18 protein-coding genes and 1 pseudogene are annotated in these 17,732 nt (G+C 44.1%); 4 read left to right on the forward strand and 15 right to left on the reverse strand.

The window, feature by feature from the left end; genetic code table 11:
* Window positions 1-39 precede the first annotated feature (39 nt).
* The 3 genes from QOL44_RS06695 to QOL44_RS06705 all read right to left on the reverse strand — a co-directional run bounded on the left by QOL44_RS06695 (window position 40) and on the right by QOL44_RS06705 (window position 2,822).
* Window positions 40-1,749, reverse strand: coding sequence for an IS1634 family transposase (locus QOL44_RS06695; protein WP_045086600.1), 1,710 nt, complete (start codon window positions 1,747-1,749; stop codon window positions 40-42).
* 191 nt (window positions 1,750-1,940) lie between these two features.
* The gene (locus tag QOL44_RS06700) at window positions 1,941-2,177 is read right to left on the reverse strand and encodes a hypothetical protein (protein ID WP_045086599.1); all 237 of its coding nucleotides are present in this window, start codon (window positions 2,175-2,177) and stop codon (window positions 1,941-1,943) included.
* Window positions 2,178-2,378: 201 nt separating this feature from the next.
* Window positions 2,379-2,822 carry a YraN family protein gene (locus QOL44_RS06705; RefSeq protein WP_079199475.1) on the reverse strand — a complete coding sequence of 148 codons (444 nt, stop codon included), beginning with the start codon at window positions 2,820-2,822 and terminating at the stop codon, window positions 2,379-2,381.
* A 245-nt stretch (window positions 2,823-3,067) separates the two neighbouring features.
* Here QOL44_RS06705 and QOL44_RS11425 point away from each other — a divergent pair.
* Both QOL44_RS11425 and QOL44_RS06715 read left to right on the forward strand, forming a co-directional pair.
* Window positions 3,068-3,620: pseudogene (locus tag QOL44_RS11425) on the forward strand (IS607 family transposase); the annotation flags it as partial.
* A gap of 222 nt (window positions 3,621-3,842) precedes the next feature.
* Window positions 3,843-4,400, forward strand: a complete 558-nt coding sequence (locus tag QOL44_RS06715) for a hypothetical protein (protein WP_283401165.1) — start codon at window positions 3,843-3,845, stop codon at window positions 4,398-4,400.
* A gap of 217 nt (window positions 4,401-4,617) precedes the next feature.
* Here the strand turns inward: QOL44_RS06715 and QOL44_RS06720 are convergent, their stop codons facing one another.
* From QOL44_RS06720 to pyrF, 12 genes are all read right to left on the reverse strand, one after another.
* Complete coding sequence (locus QOL44_RS06720; RefSeq protein WP_009059998.1) at window positions 4,618-5,256, reverse strand: ribonuclease HII; 639 nt, start codon at window positions 5,254-5,256, stop codon at window positions 4,618-4,620.
* 43 nt (window positions 5,257-5,299) lie between these two features.
* On the reverse strand, window positions 5,300-5,644 hold the full coding sequence (gene rplS / locus QOL44_RS06725; protein ID WP_009059997.1) for a 50S ribosomal protein L19: 345 nt from the start codon (window positions 5,642-5,644) through the stop codon (window positions 5,300-5,302).
* Window positions 5,631-6,338: a tRNA (guanosine(37)-N1)-methyltransferase TrmD gene (gene trmD / locus QOL44_RS06730; RefSeq protein WP_009059995.1), complete on the reverse strand. Its 708-nt coding sequence runs from the start codon at window positions 6,336-6,338 to the stop codon at window positions 5,631-5,633. Before trmD ends, rplS begins: the two co-directional genes overlap by 14 nt.
* Window positions 6,339-6,438: 100 nt before the next feature.
* A complete protein-coding gene (rpsP, locus tag QOL44_RS06735) occupies window positions 6,439-6,696 on the reverse strand; it encodes a 30S ribosomal protein S16 (RefSeq protein WP_009059993.1) in 258 nt (85 codons plus the stop codon).
* Window positions 6,697-6,803: 107 nt separating this feature from the next.
* Complete coding sequence (gene ffh / locus QOL44_RS06740) at window positions 6,804-8,132, reverse strand: signal recognition particle protein (RefSeq protein WP_244235740.1); 1,329 nt, start codon at window positions 8,130-8,132, stop codon at window positions 6,804-6,806.
* Window positions 8,126-9,517 (reverse strand): proteasome accessory factor PafA2 family protein, encoded by a 1,392-nt coding sequence (locus QOL44_RS06745; protein ID WP_009059988.1) that lies wholly within the window; start codon window positions 9,515-9,517, stop codon window positions 8,126-8,128. The genes ffh and QOL44_RS06745 overlap by 7 nt, the downstream gene beginning before the upstream one ends.
* A 41-nt stretch (window positions 9,518-9,558) precedes the next feature.
* Window positions 9,559-10,326, reverse strand: coding sequence for a 20S proteasome subunit alpha (locus tag QOL44_RS06750; protein WP_009059986.1), 768 nt, complete (start codon window positions 10,324-10,326; stop codon window positions 9,559-9,561).
* A 164-nt stretch (window positions 10,327-10,490) separates the two neighbouring features.
* A complete protein-coding gene (locus tag QOL44_RS06755; RefSeq protein WP_009059984.1) occupies window positions 10,491-11,327 on the reverse strand; it encodes a 20S proteasome subunit alpha in 837 nt (278 codons plus the stop codon).
* Entirely contained in the window at window positions 11,324-11,533 is a 210-nt protein-coding gene (locus QOL44_RS06760) for a ubiquitin-like protein UBact (RefSeq protein WP_228343235.1), read from the reverse strand. Before QOL44_RS06760 ends, QOL44_RS06755 begins: the two co-directional genes overlap by 4 nt.
* 16 nt (window positions 11,534-11,549) lie before the next feature.
* Window positions 11,550-13,097, reverse strand: coding sequence for a proteasome accessory factor PafA2 family protein (locus QOL44_RS06765; RefSeq protein ID WP_009059981.1), 1,548 nt, complete (start codon window positions 13,095-13,097; stop codon window positions 11,550-11,552).
* Between the two features lie 20 nt (window positions 13,098-13,117).
* Complete coding sequence (locus QOL44_RS06770) at window positions 13,118-14,764, reverse strand: AAA family ATPase (protein ID WP_228343234.1); 1,647 nt, start codon at window positions 14,762-14,764, stop codon at window positions 13,118-13,120.
* Window positions 14,765-14,834: 70 nt separating this feature from the next.
* Window positions 14,835-15,569 carry an orotidine-5'-phosphate decarboxylase gene (gene pyrF, locus QOL44_RS06775; RefSeq protein ID WP_009059976.1) on the reverse strand — a complete coding sequence of 245 codons (735 nt, stop codon included), beginning with the start codon at window positions 15,567-15,569 and terminating at the stop codon, window positions 14,835-14,837.
* Here pyrF and ispE point away from each other — a divergent pair.
* Complete coding sequence (gene ispE, locus QOL44_RS06780) at window positions 15,568-16,428, forward strand: 4-(cytidine 5'-diphospho)-2-C-methyl-D-erythritol kinase (protein ID WP_009059973.1); 861 nt, start codon at window positions 15,568-15,570, stop codon at window positions 16,426-16,428. The genes pyrF and ispE overlap by 2 nt on opposite strands.
* A 63-nt stretch (window positions 16,429-16,491) precedes the next feature.
* Window positions 16,492-17,676, forward strand: coding sequence for an NAD(P)/FAD-dependent oxidoreductase (locus QOL44_RS06785; protein ID WP_009059971.1), 1,185 nt, complete (start codon window positions 16,492-16,494; stop codon window positions 17,674-17,676).
* Window positions 17,677-17,732 lie beyond the last annotated feature (56 nt).

Consider the following 17,732-nt stretch of genomic DNA (forward strand, 5'->3'; position numbering starts at 1 on the left):
CGTAATTTGTTGATTATCAATGATCCTTTTTTCAATGTGTCACTGTGTGGGAGTTTTAGAGGTTCTTTTTTTGGATTTCCAAGGCTCTAAGGAGCTGATTTTCAGAGCGGAAAGGATCTGACGCGCCTGTCGGTTTCCTGCTGTGACCCCGCGGTGTTTGGTGCCTCCAACATCTGCCTCGACGACGTGGACGGTACGGAGGTGAGTCCAGGCCACTTCGGTGGAAAAGGGGAGCTTGGCTAGCTTTAGCTTTTTCTCCAAGAGTCGGTCAAGCAAGAAGGCCAAGGCGGCAACAAAGACATGGGCCTGGACCCGCTGGGGATCATGATGATAGATCGGACGCATCTCTAGGACATCCTTTAGCTTCCGAAAGGCCCGTTCCACTTGGCTAAGCTCCTTGTAGGCACCCACGGCCTCCACCGCGGAGAGATGTTTTTCTTCTGTCAAAATGAGGTACTTGCCTTCCAAAAGCTTCTCCTCTTCCAAAGGCTCTTGAGAAAACTCGAAGCGACCGGAAGAAAGACTCCAGCAAAAGTAGCGATGCCCATGATGGGCCGAGAGGATACGCCCGGCAGCAGCCCTGATTTTCTCAGGATCTCGAAGCTCTCCTTGTTCCACCTGCTTGGCCAGCTTCTCCAGCTCTTCCCGAATCTTCGAGACCGCTGCCTCCCGCATCGCTTGCTCGTAGGCGAGCCGCTCGGCACTCTCCACCACAAAAATCCGCTGTCCCGGAAGACGTCCCGGAACTTCGCAAACCCGGTCATTACTTCCCGGAGCACAAGGCTGCCAGCAGCCCGCTTGCGCCTGGCAAAGATACTCTAGGACCTCCGAGCTTCTCCGCCGCCGAAGTCCCACCAAAAACCCATGGCCCTGACTCCAGAGAAAACCCAAGTTGGCCGTGCTCACCATCCCCCGGTCCCCCACAAAAACCACCCGACGAAGCCCAAAACGCTTCTCTAAATCCTCCACCACCCTCTGTACCGTCTCTCCATCCTTGAGATTGCCTCGAAACACATGGTGGGCAATCGGCCAACCATTCACCATCACCACCCCCAAAAGAATCTGGCGATTGCCTCCCCGTCGGTCCCGACTGTACCCAAATTGAGCTAGCTCCTCTGGCCCTTCCCCTTCAAAATAGGTGGAAGTCAAGTCGTAGAAGACCCTCTCAGGCTGGAGGGAAAAAAGATCTCGCAGCCGACTAAAAAGCCCCTCTTCCAGCTCTTCCTTCCGTTGAATCAGCTCATCCAGCGTTCGATACCAAGGCCAAAGAAACCGATGGTCCACCCGCACCCGACCATTTTCCTTCCATATCGGCAGAATCCGTTCTCCCCTCCGATCGGCTCCATAATCCGTCTCTAACCACTGGGCTAAGGCATGTTCGCTTCCTGGACAAATCAGCCGATGAGCCACCAAAACAAACGCTCTCTCCTCAAGAGAAACAGCTTGCGGCCTCTTACCAGATGCCTCCAAAAGCTCCGGAAACCCTAACTCCTCCCAAAGCAACCTCGCCACCAAGGTCGGCCCCCAAACTGCCGCCGATTTTGCCTCCCAGCTTCCCGTCGTCTTCGGCGGCTCTCCTCTCAGAAGCTCCACAAGCCGGTCCACATGCGGAGCCAAAAGCTCCTTCCGCCCCAGATTGGCAATCGTCCGCTGCCTAATCTTCCCTCGATCGTAATAGCTCTCCACCAGCCGAACATACTGGTCCACCTTCCCGCTTGGCCGCCGAATCGGCACGATCCGTAAAAACATAAAGAGACATTATTTCAAAACGCCAATAAATGCAATAATAATCGAGCAATAACTTAAGAAAAGTTATTCACAATGTAGCACTATGTTTTTTGCAAAAATCGCTTCCTCTCCCCTGGAGCACCTCCAAAATCAGCTCATTTTCACCAAACATGAGTTAGAGACTGAAGTTAAGAACTTTTTTATCGTTTCTCTCAAAATATCATTTGAATAAAAAAACCACTTATAGCTATTTTTTCAGCCAGCAGGGCTAATGCCACATTGTAGCCATTTCCTAAAGCTTCCAATTCAGCTGTTCTCCTTTTGATCAACTCTTTGCAAAAGAGTTTCTTTTGAAATGTTTTTAATCTGCTAAAGCTCTTGGTCCACTCCAGAAAAGATTTTTTGGATTGGAATGAGAAAGTGCTGCTATTAAGAGAATCCTCTATCATACAAATGAGGTCCTTTTTAAAGAGGCTTGAAGGCCAAGGCTATTTTTTTTTTCTTACTATTCTAGTCTAGCTCCAGAAGCTAAAAGTATGTAGGAATATCTTCTTTTTTGCCGCTTCGACAGGCTTTTGCAATGCGAAACTAACGCGCCCCTACCAGAAGGTCCATGGAAGTGTTATTATTCCTATATAAAATAGATTTATTTATAGTTCATTTTCTTTTCCAAAAACGTTCCGAGTATGAATGACCTTTGGAAAACTCTTTTCTAAAAATAAAATTTCAACTGTGTCAAAACGAAAAGGTACAGAAGCTTTCTTTAAAAGTTTCAAATAGCCATAGGCAGCAGCAATCAGGCGGCTCTTTTCTTTTTGATCTATCCGTATGTGCCATTCTTCGAATATGGCCAAATAACGGCCTTTCACTACTACAAACACGAGGGTTTGTTTCTCTCGGCATACAAGATCAAGTTTGTATCCTTCAATCGTTATATTTCTTAGAAGGATAATAAATCCTATTTTTCGAAGAAAACTTGTTGCAAGTTTTGCGGCTCTTTTCTCCACCCAAAGCTGAACACTCAGTGGATCTTGCTTTAAGAGAAGAAGTCGAAGCAGAGGCAGCAAAAAGATCCTTTCCATGGATACAATCATTTCTTAGTATTAAACAGTAGGCCGATCATAGTTTGAATTTTATGAGTTGTTTTTAAGTATAACGACACTTCTAATTTCCAAGACACCCTACTATAAAAAGCATTAGGATGAGGGTTAGAACAGTTTCCATAATAATTACTCTTTCTTGTGCAGTAACGTGTATATTTTGAACCTGTTGCGCAAGATGGTCAGCCTTCAAAAGACCGCCAGAATTCCTGAGGGGTTTTGTCCCAACGCTGCGGTGATGGGAACGCGAGGGCAAGCTTTTGCCGCAAGCCCGCACGGCGGGCGGACGCCAGCGCTACGCTCTTGTGCGGTTGCCCCAGAGCTATTCCGTGCCGAAGCCGAAGCTAACTGGCGTACCATTGCCTATGCCCGTGTTTCCAGCCCCGATTAGAAGGACGAGCTGGAAGGGCAGAAACAGATGCTTGAGCTGTTCTGTGCCTGCCAGGGCTGAACGTTTGAGGCCATCGCGAACGTAGGGTCTGGCATGAAATCTCACACGAGGGGTCTCAAGCGGCTGCTCGATGCTGGCATCAGTGGCAAGATTAAGTGGCTGGTCGTCCTCCACAAGAACCGGCTGTTGTGCTTTGGTACAGAACTGGTATTTGCCACCTACAGGGCGAAAAACGTGGAAGTGGTCCTTCTCAACCAAGACAAAGAGACGACCTTCGAGGAAGATTGGGCCAAGGGCGTGTTGGAAATCATTGCAATGTTTAGCGCTTGGCTATGCGGGGGAGTCGCTTGCGCAAGAACCAGAAGCTATTGGATGATGTCAAAAAAGCTGTGGAGGAATCTCAGTCGGGATCATCGCTACATAATCGCGCTGGTCTCACACAGTATTTAGGTCACCTCCTTCGCCAAGGCAGCGGGGACCACACGGTTCAGATACAACTGGGTGCTGACCAAGTGGTAGAGACTTTATGCGGGGGGGGAAAGCCAAGCACCTGCCTGCCCAAGCTCTCGCAGCCTTCCTTCCGTCACCAGCTCAACGCCATGAAACGCGAGCAATTCCCCTGTATGCTCGAAGTCACCAAAAACGCATCACAGATGGCAATTGGGCAGTTGGGAGTCGCCTGCAAGAACTTCTGGGCAGGACGCGCAAAGTACCCGAAGTACCGCAAGACAGGCGGGCCTGACTGTTTTCCCCTGACTAGAGAGCTCGGGTTAGCGGACAATGCTCCGATTCCCAAAAGCACACGGTTGCCGGTGACAGAGAATGCGAAAAAGGTAATAGCCAAGCTGTCCAGCCTTCACGCCTGCATCGCCAATATCCGGCAGGACGCCTGTCGCCAGTTCACGTCCAACCTCACCCGACGGTTTCATTCGATTGTCATCAAAGACTTGCATGGGGAGGGGATACTGAAAAGCCATCCCCTGGCTTGGTCCATTGCCGACGGGAGTGTTTTCGAGTTCTGGCGGCAACTAGAATACAAGGCGGAATGGTGGGGGTGGCCGATCGCTGGTTTGCGTCCAGCAATACCTCTTTGGCTTGTGGGAGGGGTCAGAAGAAAATTCCGCTGGCTGTTCGACAGTGGACCTGCCTGGACTGTGGAAGCCTCCAGGACTGGGAGGTGAATGCGACCAGTAATCACCTGGCGTATGGCTTGGCAGTATTGGCGGCTCTATGGCAAGTGCTGTCAGATGTGAAGTATGGGGAAAGGAAAGCTCTGGCCGTCGTCACCACAAGAAGGCGGTGTGAAACTGGCCTTGAGGAAGCAGGAAGACAGCTTTGTTTCTGCTGACGAGTAGAAATGAGTAAGTCCGATGGAGCGTTCTAAAAGGCTGTCTTTTCTTACCAATAACCCTCATATTGACCAAAGAATTCTCTTTTTCTAAAAAAAGATTTTCTGTGAAAAGGACTAAATCCATTTGTTTTTATTGCTGCAAAATGAGAAGGAGTACCATATCCTTTGTTTTTATCCCATCCATAATTTCTATAGAGAGATCCAAGCTTAGTCATCCACAGGTCTCGGTTTACTTTAGCAACAAGCGATGCAGCAGCAATAGATGCCACTTTAGCATCTCCTTGAGCAATGGGTATAGATGTAATTTCAATCCCGGGCAACTTCCATATCCCATCTATTAGAAGAAGATCAGGCTCAACATCAAGGCAACAGACGGCTCTTCTCATGGCCAATAAGCTTGCCTTATGAACATTGCATTTTTCTATCTCTTCGACCGAGGAAAAACCAAGACCATACTTTATTTCGATTTCTTTGATCAGCCACCGAACAACCGATTCTCTTTTTTTCTCTCCTACGCACTTGGAATCTTTCAAAGATTGATGAAAAGGTAGCTCCAGTGGTAAAATCACAGCCGCCGCAACAATTGGTCCAGCCAAAGCACCCCTTCCAACTTCATCAATTCCCGCTATAAGCCTATACCCATCATTAGAGAGTCTTTTTTCGAAAGTCAGATCGAGGGGAGTCATATAGAGCCAAAGAACGACCTTTTTTCCCCTTTATTCCCCTATTTCACTTTTTCATCCCAAGCATCGCTTCTTTGCCCTTTTGTTTCCGTAAATAATAGAGTCTTGCTCTTCTTATCTTAGGAGCCTTCTTTTCAATAATGATCTTTTCGATAGCAGGAGAATGCAATTTAAAATTCCGCTCGATCCCTTCTCCATAACTAATTTTTCTGACAATAAAAGACTCGTTTATTCCTCTGCCTTTTCGACTAATGACAATACCAGAAAAAGATTGGATTCTTTCCTTTTCTCCCTCCACTACCTTGGTCATCACCGTAACAAAATCACCACGAGAAAATGAAGGGATGTCTTTTCTTAGCTGACTTGATTCAATTTTTTCAATCAGATTCATATTGAGTCTCCTTTTTCTTAGCTTCCCAAAGATCTTTTCGAAATTTTTCAGTTTTTTCTTCCGCTAACCGCTTTCTCCATAGATTGATTGCTTTGTGATTTCCCGACAGAAGCACCTCTGGAACCTCCCAATCCCTAAATTTTCTTGGCCGGGTATACTGGGGAGCTTCAAGTAACATATCTTTAAAAGATTCGTCAATAACCGAATTTTCGTTGCCTAAAACCCCTGGGATCAACCTCACCACACTATCTATAATAACAAGGGTGGCGATTGTCCCGTTACTGAGTATATAGTCTCCAACACAAATTTCAAAGTCTACAAGCTGATCTATCACCCGCTGATCCACCCCTTCATACTGTCCGCAAATAAAAATCAACCGTTGTTGGCTTGCTAAGTTGGCAGCCATTTTTTGGCTAAACTGAAAGCCGGAAGGAGAAGGAAATACAACCGTATCTTTTTCCTTATCATATCCAATGGCTTCCATAGCATCAAATATTGGCTCACATTTCAAGACCATTCCAGGACCCCCTCCATAGGGCCTATCGTCTACCGTCCTATGCTTATCCCTTGCATAATCTCTCAACTGATGGATAAAAAGACGTAACAATCCCTTTTTGATCGCTTGTTTTAAAATTCCTTCTTCCGATGCAGCCTCAATAATTTTAGGACACAGGGTGATTACGTCAATTCTCACTTTAGCAGAGAAAAGAATGGGACTTTTCTCGATTGCTTATTTCTTTATGTACGGATCAGTCCATTTTAACCACAAAAAATCCCCAGTTTGCAAATCTCATTCAATGAACGGCAACGTTCTTTGATGCTTTCTTTATAAGGTGATTGACTGTTTCCGTTGGCTTTGCTCCTTTCTCAAGCCAATATTCCACTCGATCCATCTTAAGTCTGTAAAAATTTGGTTCCTCAGCCATTGGATTATAAAATCCAACTTCTTCTAAATACTTGCCATTAGCAGGCCACCTCTTTTCTGCAACAACAATTCTATAAACAGGCCTACCTTTCTTCCCTTCCCGACGTAATCTAATTACTACAGCCATAACAATCGTTCCTTATGAAATTATTGATAAAAACTCTATTTATTCGTACCAAATCATCAATCTAAAGAAAAAATAAACTATATAACTGAAAAGATAAAAAACAAGCTTTAGTTTTTAAAAAAAGGAAACTTGAAGCCTTCTTTAGAAGAAGAAAACTTTTTGATTAGTTTTCGGACAGAATCAAATCGTCTTAAAAACTCATTGATCTCCGGAACAGTGGTCCCACTGCCTTTAGCTATTCTTAATTTTCTTTTACCATTGATTAAATCAGGATTTTTTCTTTCTTCTGGAGTCATGGAAAGGACTATGGCTTCAATCCTTTTGAGTTTTTTGTCATCAATCTCAATCTGTCCTTTTCCTGGGAATCCAGGCAGATAAGACAACAGTTGGTCCAATGGTCCCAGCTTTTTAAGCATTCGCATTTGGACAAGAAAGTCATCTAATCCGAATTGCTTGGAACGGATTTTCTTTTCGATTTCGGCAAGCGACTGTTCTTTTATCTGAGCTTCCACTTTTTCAACAAAAGAAACAATATCTCCAAATCCAAAGAGCCGATCGACCAATCGTTCCGCACGGAACAACTCAAAAGCCTCCACCTTTTCTCCTGTCCCTAAAAACAAAACGGACAGTCCTGTTACTTTCTTAACAGAAAATGCAGCTCCCCCTCTGGCATCCCCATCAAATTTTGAAAGGATCAACCCTGAAACAGGAATTTTTTCAATGAAAGCCTTTACAATGTCGACCCCCTTTTGACCGGTTGCTGAATCAATCACAAGAAGGACTTCCTGAGGAAGCACCACAGAATAGGCAAGCTGTAATTCTTTAAGAAGCTCTTCGTCTAAATCTAGCCTTCCTGCCGTATCATAAATGACGACCGATAGCCGATCTTGCTTTGTTTGCTCTAGGGCTCTGGAAAGGAAAGCCTCTATTTTTTCCTCTTTTTCTGGAGCATACACTGGAACATCAATCTGCGAAGCAAGCTTGGTTAGCTGTTCTATAGCAGCTGGCCGCATCAAATCCGCTGCCACAAGTCCTACCCTTTCCTTGTTCTTTTTGCACCATAAAGCAAGTTTAGCGGCAGTGGTCGTTTTTCCAGACCCGTTTAACCCACACAGCAATATTCTTAAAGGCCGTTCACTCAATAATCCCTGCTTTTCTGATGCAAGATACTCAATGAGAGCATCATGAAAAATCTTGATGAATTGATCCCCAGGCCGAATGCTTTCCAAGACCTTTGTACCTAGAGCCTTTTGTTTGACTTCTTCACAAATATCTCTAACGACCTGATAATGAACATCAGCAGCTAAAAGAGCCAGCCTAATTTCCCTTATAGCTCCAGAAATATTTTCTTCACTGAGTTTTCCATAGCCCCTCAGATTCTTAAACAGTGCCTGCAGTTTTTGCTGTAAAAGCTCCAACATAAAATCATCTACCAATGGATTGTATCAAAATAAGGCCGTTTTGTAGTCTTTGGCATAACGCAGATAAAAGGATCATCTAACGAATAATATTTCGAATTACCTATTTGAACATAATCCCAATCGATCACATAGGAAACATTTTCTTTGGCCAACTGTCTCATGAGCAGGCTCCGAACATAGGCCCTTGTATTTCTTGGAGGTTCCGCAAGATAGTTATTCTGTGGCCATGCAGGTAAAGCAAGATCCTCATAACTAGTATTGGGAAGAAGCCATACAAAATTCTTTTTCCTATCGATCTGATGGTATTCTAAATCCAAACTATCGAGCCAGGGATCATCCCAAGCTATCTTTTCTTGCATACAAAAAGATTCGAGCAAATAGCGCTTAGTGATCCAGTCCACTTTCCCAATAAGCTTTTCCTGATTCCCAGATAGTCCTTCCAGCACCTCTTTCCAAGCTTTTAAAATCCACAGGGCATCTTCATCTTTTTCATCCAGTTTTTCAGCCTGAAGATAATACTCAGAGAGCACATCCACAGGCGTCCACTTTCTCCCATCAGCCAATTCAATCAAACAATCCGCAGTCGCCGCATGAGAAACCGTTTGCATCGTTTTTACGGGATCGACAAAAGCGATCTTCGGCATCATTCGGCATTCTAAAAGATCCAAAACAAGCGAGGTGGTTCCTACTTTTAAAGCCTGAGAAAAGGGAAGAATGTTGGAATCACCCAATAGCAGGTGTAGTCTGCGAAATCTACATGGATCGCTCAAAGGTTCGTCACGGGCATTGATCAGCGCTCTGTTAAATTGAACCCATTCATAAATTTCGGTTTGTATGTAATCTGCCCGCTGCATGATTTGAAAATGAACAGTTTTGCCATCCTTCTTATTGTATTTTTTTGCAGGCAACACACTCCCCACTCGACCACTTCCAACCATCAGTCCTCTAATCGCAAGAAATGCCAACAGGGATTCCACGTTTTGCTGGGTCAAAGGCGCATTACGCCGAATTAGATAATTTTCATGGCAACCAAATGTCGCCCCTGTATAATGATCGATGTTATTCTTAATAAAAGAAACGCTCTCACTCAACCCCAATTCATCCAAAGCCGTTTGCAACAATCGCTCCCCTGCATAATCAGATGCCACAAGATCGGCAAGATTTTTGCACTCCGAAGTACAATACTCCACATGACCCATATCAATATAGAGCCTACCCCCATTGAACAAAAACCCTCCATTTCCTGCAGGCTCATCATAGTCCCTATCATGAATATCAATTAAACCAATTTTTTTTTCTAAAATAAGATAATCTTTTACCTGTTCTGGAACCGATAGTGGATCAGCCCCCTGATTGAACAGACACCCATATTCGGTTTCGATGCCTACGATTCGCTTCATTGAAAAATCATCCTTTTTAAAATAAGATCCAAAACTACCTCCTATGAAGATGAGGAGAAGCCCAACAAAGTATCATTCCCTACCGTAAAACTCTGCTGGCCATAATAGTTTCTATCCATGAGCACAATTTCATAGTCTGCAAGCGTAGTTAGCTCCATCCTTTCTTCAACCGATCGCATTCCTTCTATCAAAGAGTTCTTTAAAGATGCCGTATCAGATGCCCACAATATTAGCTTTATAGCATATAGAACCATTTCCTTCATGCTCTTATATTCCAACAGGCCAAGGCTTTCTCTTTCTACTCGGAACTTTTCCATTATTTCCTTTTTGCCACTGATCAAGAGTCCCTTACTCATGTCTCTGCCAAAACTGGTCCAGTAGCTTCCGTCATAGTCGACAATCCATCCTTCGTCCTTTTCGAGCTTTTCTCCAAGTTCGACAAACAAGCATCTAAAAAGAAAAGGCGCTGAAAAAATCTGCTCAAATGCATTTTTAAGGCCTACCGCCAGATTGTAGGTCACAATCCGCCGAGCCGAAACATCTTCTCTAGATCTCGTAAAGCCTTCCAGATGAGCCAACTCAATGGCTGATTGCCTAATCTTTTCCATATCCGCCGGATGGCCTATACACCCCATAGCTAGATGATCATAAATTTCATATATTTTAGGGGTACCTGCTCTTTTCGTCGCAATGATTATCCCTGGCTCACCATTAACAACAGCCAGTGGCAGCGCAGCCTGCAGTTGATCTTCAATATATTCTCTTCTGTTGGCAATGGCTTCAAGCCATCTATAAGGCTCCTCTATCACAACATTATCTCCTTCTACTTTATATAAAGTTTTTATAGATTAAAAATAAAACCTTCTATTGTCGATGTTCAAAAGAAAGCATAATGATTAAAAGTTGGTGATGGAAAAAAAGATAGTGAAAGCACAACGCTAAAAAAGGCAAAAGAATAAAGGAACTGTTTAAGCTAACCGACTTCAGCAAACAATTCTGCTAGCCTTTCTTCAGCTATTTCAACCACGCCACTTTTTTTCAAGAGTTTTACCTGCGGAAAGATTCTATTCCTTCGATTGACTCCCCCAGTAGCCGTATCCGACTCGGCAGCAATATCTAACAACTGTAAGGCAAGCCTAATAGCTTCTTCCTCATTCCTTTCTATACTTGGCTTTCCACTCCATCTGTTAATATACTGCAGAATGCTTCGAACAGCAGGAGAGCCAGATCCAGAGGCTGCAAAATCCACGGTCTGAAACTGAGCTCCCAAAGCATCGTAAAAATAAATAGTCGGTCCCTCCTTACCAAAAGGATCTGCCAAGGCAAGCAGTGGCACCACAATTCCAATGCCTTGCAAGGATAAAGCCATGTTATCCTTCAGTAACTTGCTAACCATTCTTACCTTGGCAGCAACACTAAGAGGCTGAAGCTGGCTTCTTCGATAAAATTCAAAGGAATGCTGAAGGACTCTGGCAATCTCAAAAGCCGTTGCCGGCGTACCTGCTATCGCTAAAATCGTATTTCGATCAATCGAAATCACTTTTTCAGCGCGTTCATGAATCACAAGATTGCCCGCCGTTGCCCTCCGATCCCCTGCTACAATCACTCCCTCCTTATAATAAAAGGCTAAGATTGTTGTTGATTCTACCCATAACCTTTCCGAAATCGGCTTTGTGGGAAGCTCAGCCGGAGCAGAGAAAGGAAAGACTATGCCACTTTCTTTCAATAACGACACAAAATCCCCTTTCAGTCTTTCCTTTCTGCCCGCTTCAACAGGCAAAGAAAACCTTGGATGTGGGTTTTGATTCACTCTCCAGTCCTCTGCCTGTAGCGGCGCGCCTGGTCAGGATCGACTTTGCGCATGCGCTTAAGAATTTCTTCTGTATTCGGTTTTTCTACTTGTGGAGCCTGTGGCCCAGGACCACTGCCTCCTCCTGGTCCTGGAGTCGGAATCATCTGTTTGTTTTTCTGTCCTTGCTCAGGCATGAGCATGATTACCTCCATGTTGTGTTTCATCGATTGTACAATTTAATCAATTCCCCATGGGCTTCAAATTCAAGTTCTTTACGATGTCTCCCACACTTTTAGCATTATCGATAACTTCGCAATAGACCTCCAGATCCACTCCTGGAAAAGCAGATGCTAAATCCAGTCTATAGGTCTGCCCATTGAACCGAAAAGCAATATAATCCCATTGGACGTTAATAAGATCCTTTGAAAATCTCTGGATACATTTACCTCGAACAAAGGCTCGAGAAGACGAAGGAGGCTGTTGTATAGCCTGGCAGATATCTTCATCAGTCGTTAATCGGATAATATCCCCTGCGGATTCCAGAGCGTAAAACAGGCCTCGGCTCCGATCAACCAGATGATATTCTAGATCAAGACTTTGAAGCCAAGGATCTTCCCAAGAAAGGTTTTGATCCTCTCTAAATGTCTGCAGTAACCAGAACTTAGCCATCCAATCCAATCGGTCCTTCAACGCATAGGGATTGGATGACAAAGTATGAAGGGTCTCTTTCCATGCCTTCCATACTTTTTCTTTTTCTGGATGATCTAAATCCACATAACGGGCAACCCAATCCGCATAGTCATTCTGCAGTTCAATGGCCGTGGCCCTCCCTCCATGCGCTAGTTCTATTTCCCAGCGGAATTTCGGATCACGCGATATGCTACGGTGCGCATAAAGCGGATCAGCCAAAAAGAATCTTTTAGGGATACGCTCATACTGCAACGCTTCCAAGACTAAGGCTGTAGTCCCTACCTTGAGCCAAGTTGAAAATTCTGAAAGATTGGCATCGCCAAGAATCACATGGAATCTTCGATATAGCTTCGGATTGGCATGGGGTTCATCCCGAGTATTAATGATCGGTCGGCGATTCATCGTATCAATGCCCACAAGCTCTGTGAAAAAATCGGCTCTCTGTGAGATCTGATAGCCACCCGGCATACCATGATCTTCTCTTTCCCATCCAAGTTTTCCTGCTCCCGCATAGATCTGTCGGGTAATCAAAAAGGGAAGCATGCCTTCGACCAGCCTATCCCAGGGAATGAGACGGGGAATCAAATAATTTTCATGGCATCCATAACTGTGCCCAGCAAAATCCGTATTGTTTTTGTACATGCAAACGGTATGGCGTCTTTTTTTACTGGAGGCCTTGGCACACTCTTCCAATATTCTTTCTCCGGCTTTGTCTTGAGCAATCAGTTCGATCAGCGTCGAACATTCCGCTGTGGAATATTCTGGATGGGTATGATCGTTATAGAGTCTAGCTCCGTTGCGTAGGACAAAATCACTTTTTATTTCTTCAAAACTGTAGGGTCTTTGTCGATCTTGAGAAAAAAAGTTGGCTTCATCCGCATCCTGCCGCAATTCCCTTGCCCGAAACCCTCTAGCATCTTGATGGGGATCTTCTTTGGTATAATCCCAAAGGTTTGGACTGCCAAGCTGAGAAGCAGAACGGACTAGATGAATCGACTCTTCGACAACATCAATATCGGCATTTTCTAAAACAGAAATCCCAAATTCAGTTTCCAACCCAAAATACACCGACCAGGGCACAAGCCGCTTTTTTTCCATAAAACTTCACTTCTTTTTTACTATACTACTCCAGAAACCATCTTTTTTCTAGGCATAATCGGCGATAGTTTTACAACATTCTGTGGATCATAATCCACAAGCTTCAACCAATCCTCAGTAATATCTGAAGGAGGGAATATGTCATTTTCGATGTATTCTTCATCTAAGGCACAAAGGAGATCTTCCAGTCGTATCCCTCCCTGAAGAGGATCAATAATGGTTCTTTTTATGGCCATACCCTTTGCTCTTTCTACAATGGAAGCAATAATAGCCCCACTATTCAGATCGCCCCTGTAGAGATATTCTTTTTTGCCGCTTCTTAAAGTCACTTCCAAAAATTGGTTGCGATCCGTTCGAGCGTATTGTTCTTCGACTACCTTTTCGATAAGAAAATCGATCACTTTCTTCAGATCCCCTTCAAACCTTTCCATAAGGCTCGCATCGTAAGGAAGATCTTCAGTGAGATAGATCCTAAAAATTTCCTTTGCTTCTTCTTTGCCTGGCCTATTGACTTTGATCTTCCTGTCAATTCTTCCAGGCCTTAAGATCGCCGGATCAATGAGATCAGCCCTATTGGAAGCAAGAATAATAACTGCCTGTCGCATCGACTCAATCCCATCCATTTCGGCACAAAACATCGGAACGAGTGTATTCAAAATGCTATTAAATCTTCCCGCTCTTCGAGTCCCAAGGATCGATTCAGCTTCATCAATGAAAATAAAAGGAAGATAATCTTCCTTGGCTAGCTCTCTGGCCTGTTCAAAAATCTCTCTAACCTGTCTTTCAGATTCACCAACCCACATGTTGAGGATTTCAGGGCCTTTAATATGCATAAAATATTCTCGCTTCTCCTCCCCAGTCTTTTCTCGAAGCTTTTTTGTTAGATTATACGCCGTAGCTTTGCCAATAAGTGTCTTACCGCATCCGGGCGGCCCATACAACAAAAATCCTTTAGGCACATTGTGCTTGTACTTGGCAAAAATATCAGCATAGAGGAAAGGAAGCTCAACAGCATCCTTAATCGCTTCGATCGCCTGCTTCTGTCCACCGACTTTCTCCCATGGCAATTCTGGTACTCTCTCTAAAAGCTTCGATGAAGTCTTCGTCGACTTTACCACTTCGATCGCCACTCGATGAGAGGGGTCTAATCGAATTTCTAATCCCGGCTTCAACCGCTCCTTCATCAGTGGGGAAGAGCGAATGACAATGAACGTACCAAAACTGCCTTCATGACTAATCCTTAATCGATTGTCTGGTAAAACGTCTAAAATCTTTACAATCAGTCCTGAAGCATCAAAACCCAAGTCCCCTACAATAGCATAGGCTTCATTTAAAAGCACCCTTGTACCAATAAGCAATGTTTCCCCTTTTAAACGCGGATCAATAAGACAATAGAATTCAGAGCCTCCTTGAGCCACAAGCCCTACGTCACTTTTAGGAAGATCCAAAAGCGTCCCTACTCGATTGGCTGGAGAGGAAAGCTTTTCCACAGCTTCATTTAGCTTTTCAATTGCGTCTCTAGCCTTATCACAGGTCTCTTCTAGATCCCCCACCCGCTTTCTCAGATAAAAAAAGGCTTCCCTACTGAAAGCATCATTGACCAGAGACTGCCCAAGCAGATCAACTATTTGGAGGGTCGACAGCGAATCAAGTTTTTCGAATGTCATAGAGGTGTCCTTCATTCCAGTGTCTTTAACTTTTTTTGCCATGTTTCAAACAATACCAATGGTTTTGTTTTCATGCAAAAAAGTTATTTTTTTCTTCATTAAGCTTTTCCTGTAATTTATCCTTTTTAAGTTCACTAAGCAATTTTCGCACCAACCCTAGTTTATCATAAGCTTGCAGTATGGACCTACCGACGACAATGTGTGTTGCCCCCAGGGTTGCAGCTTCTTGCGGACCTATGGTCCGTTTCTGATCGTCTCCAGTTAGTTTTTCCCACCTAATCCCAGGCACTACGATATAATCAGGCTGTTTTTCCAGTTTTCGAACAGTCACTAGCTCTCTGCCCGAACAGACTATTCCTTTGAGCCCAGCCTCCAGTGCCAATCTAGTCAATAACCGAACTTCTTCTTCAACCGGCCGATCAATGCCAACTCTTTCCAGTGTTTTTTGCTCAGCACTCGTTAGCACAGTCACTCCAATGATTTCTGTGTAACTTCCGGCAGCTGCCGCAACCGCTTCCCTGAGCATTTCTTCCCCTCCTAGAACATGAACCGTAGTAAACTTTACTTTGAGCTTGACAGCTTCAGAAACTGCTCTAAAAACAGTCTTAGGAATATCATGAAATTTTAGATCAAGGAAGACGTCGGCACCGCTATCAATAATTTTCTTGATAATATCAGCTCCTCCAGCCATAAAAAGCTGACTGCCTACTTTAAAAAAATCGATCAGCGGCCTTAACAAATGAACCAAATTCAAAGCCTCAGACACATCGGATAAATCCAAAGCAACAATTGGTTTTAATTCCATGGACACTTTATCTTATATTAATAGCTTTGCTCCGGCAAAAATCAATCTTGGACTACGTATTCTTGGAAAAAGACTGGATGGCTACCATGAGATTCGAACCCTCATGGCACCGATATCTCTTGGTGATAATATCTATATCGAACGGACAGAGAGTGGCATAGAATTGGAGACTAGCGGCCATTTCGATGTTCCTAAAGATGCGAACAATCTAGCATTCAAAGCGGCCCTGCTTTTTTTATCTCATTATTCCATACGAACAGGCCTAAAGATAAAACTGACCAAAGTGATTCCTCCCGGTGCTGGGCTTGGAGGCGGTAGCAGTGATGCGGCTACAGTTCTTTCTTCCCTAAAAGAACTTTTTGGAATAAAAGATTCTATTGACACTCTTTTCCGATTAGCTGCCCAGCTGGGCAGTGACGTGCCTTTCTTTCTATTAAAAAAACCAGCCCTTTGTACAGGCCGAGGAGAAAAGCTCCAGCCGGCGACCATTCATTATCCACGCAAAGGCATACTTTTTTATCCAGGTTTTCCAATACAAACTCCCTGGGCATATAGGAAATATAGAGAGCTGCTGGACCAAGGCGTCGTGCATCCACCAGACCCAGAAACGATTGATCACCCCCTCAATGACCTTGAACAAGTCGTCTTTTCAAAATATCTTTGGCTAGGAACTCTTAAAAACTGGCTCATCCGTAGATTCCACCCAGAACTTTGCTTGATGAGCGGCAGTGGTAGCTCTCTCTTTGCCCTTTGGCGTCAAGAAGATCCTCAATTTTTTGAGTCACTCATCCAAGAGGCTAAAAACTACTTGGGATGCTGTTGCTGGATCCGTTCTTTTGAAATCCTCGAGTCGTTTTAGCTTCTTCTTAAGTAAAAAAAATTATGTTTTGATCTTTTCGGTGTTTCTTTTCACAATACTGCTATGATATCCCATTATCCATATCTTATTGTCGGCGGGGGGATGACTGCGGATGCTGCTGTTCGTGCCATTCGTTCAATCGACGAGAATAAAGCCATCGGTATTATCTCTCAGGAGCCCTATCCACCCTATCTCCGTCCTCCTCTTTCCAAGGGGTTGTGGAAAGGAAGGCCGGTCCAAAGGATATGGTGTCGAACCGAGTCAAAAAAAGTGGATCTTTTTCTTGGAGAAACAGCCCTAGCTCTTGATCTTTCCAATCGCAGGCTGTATACAGATAAGGAAAAGACTTATAGTTTTGAAAAGCTTCTTATAGCAACGGGGGGAAGACCAAGAACGCTGCCTTTTAAAGATCAATCCATTATCTATTACCGTAATCTTGCTGATTATTACAAGCTTAGAGAAATAACAGAAAGAGCAGAACATTTTGGGATTATTGGCGGTGGATTTATTGGAACTGAAATTGCCTCCTGTTTGTGCGAGCTTGGGAAAAAAGTCAGCATGATCTTTTTGGAAGAAGGAATAGGCCGCCGGATATTTCCTTTAGAGCTTTCTCTTCGGCTCAACGCCTTTTTTGAACAAAAGGGAGTTCGCCTCTACCCTAATCAATCCGTTAAAGACTATAGGAAAGAGGGGGGCAAAGAAATAATTGTCAGTTCCACAGGACAAGAACTTGTTTTTGATTGTGTTGTGGCAGGTCTTGGGATTATTCCTAATGTTGATTTAGCCAAAGAGGCGGGCATCAAAGTAGAAAACGGTATTGTTGTTAACGAATATCTACAAACGAGCTGTGAAGGGGTGTACGCAGCCGGAGATGTAGCTAATTTTTATTGTCCATTACTTGGGAAGCGACTGAGGGTAGAACATGAAGATAATGCAAGAAAAATGGGAGAATGTGTAGGCAAAGCCATGGCTGGAAACCCTCTCGTTTATGATCATATTCCTTCCTTCTATTCCGATTTTTTTAATTGCTCTTACGAAAGTGTGGGCATAGCCGATGGGACCCTTCCTGTAATCTCTTTTTGGAACGCGGACCATTCCAAGGGTGTGCTTTACTATCATGATTCCTCGAAACTCATGGGAGTGCTACTATGGAATATCCCAGGGAAGGTGCCCGAAGCAAGAGCCATTTTAAGCGAAGGAGTGGCAGTTGATCCTCAGGTGCTTTCTCATAGGATTTCCTTCAATTAGTCTCTTTTTCTTATAGGCTTTTGTTGCTAAAATTGCTTCTGGATTTATTTTTTTCT

Origin of the sequence: Candidatus Methylacidiphilum fumarolicum (assembly GCF_949774925.1) — a bacterium.
GTDB lineage: Bacteria > Verrucomicrobiota > Verrucomicrobiia > Methylacidiphilales > Methylacidiphilaceae > Methylacidiphilum > Methylacidiphilum fumarolicum.

What these genes read in the sequence shown, in the direction of transcription:
- ispE (WP_009059973.1), top strand. Translation starts at nt 15,568, where the DNA reads ATGGACACTTTATCTTATATTAATAGCTTTGCTCCGGCAAAAATCAAT.
- QOL44_RS06785 (WP_009059971.1), top strand. Translation starts at nt 16,492, where the DNA reads ATGATATCCCATTATCCATATCTTATTGTCGGCGGGGGGATGACTGCG.
- rpsP (WP_009059993.1), bottom strand. Translation starts at nt 6,696, where the DNA reads ATGGCTGTAGTAATTAGATTACGTCGGGAAGGGAAGAAAGGTAGGCCT.
- QOL44_RS06720 (WP_009059998.1), bottom strand. Translation starts at nt 5,256, where the DNA reads ATGACTCCCCTCGATCTGACTTTCGAAAAAAGACTCTCTAATGATGGG.
- QOL44_RS06765 (WP_009059981.1), bottom strand. Translation starts at nt 13,097, where the DNA reads ATGGAAAAAAAGCGGCTTGTGCCCTGGTCGGTGTATTTTGGGTTGGAA.
- QOL44_RS06745 (WP_009059988.1), bottom strand. Translation starts at nt 9,517, where the DNA reads ATGAAGCGAATCGTAGGCATCGAAACCGAATATGGGTGTCTGTTCAAT.
- QOL44_RS06770 (WP_228343234.1), bottom strand. Translation starts at nt 14,764, where the DNA reads ATGACATTCGAAAAACTTGATTCGCTGTCGACCCTCCAAATAGTTGAT.
- pyrF (WP_009059976.1), bottom strand. Translation starts at nt 15,569, where the DNA reads ATGGAATTAAAACCAATTGTTGCTTTGGATTTATCCGATGTGTCTGAG.
- QOL44_RS06695 (WP_045086600.1), bottom strand. Translation starts at nt 1,749, where the DNA reads ATGTTTTTACGGATCGTGCCGATTCGGCGGCCAAGCGGGAAGGTGGAC.
- QOL44_RS06705 (WP_079199475.1), bottom strand. Translation starts at nt 2,822, where the DNA reads ATGATTGTATCCATGGAAAGGATCTTTTTGCTGCCTCTGCTTCGACTT.
- rplS (WP_009059997.1), bottom strand. Translation starts at nt 5,644, where the DNA reads ATGAATCTGATTGAAAAAATTGAATCAAGTCAGCTAAGAAAAGACATC.
- QOL44_RS06760 (WP_228343235.1), bottom strand. Translation starts at nt 11,533, where the DNA reads ATGAAACACAACATGGAGGTAATCATGCTCATGCCTGAGCAAGGACAG.
- QOL44_RS06715 (WP_283401165.1), top strand. Translation starts at nt 3,843, where the DNA reads ATGCTCGAAGTCACCAAAAACGCATCACAGATGGCAATTGGGCAGTTG.
- QOL44_RS06700 (WP_045086599.1), bottom strand. Translation starts at nt 2,177, where the DNA reads ATGATAGAGGATTCTCTTAATAGCAGCACTTTCTCATTCCAATCCAAA.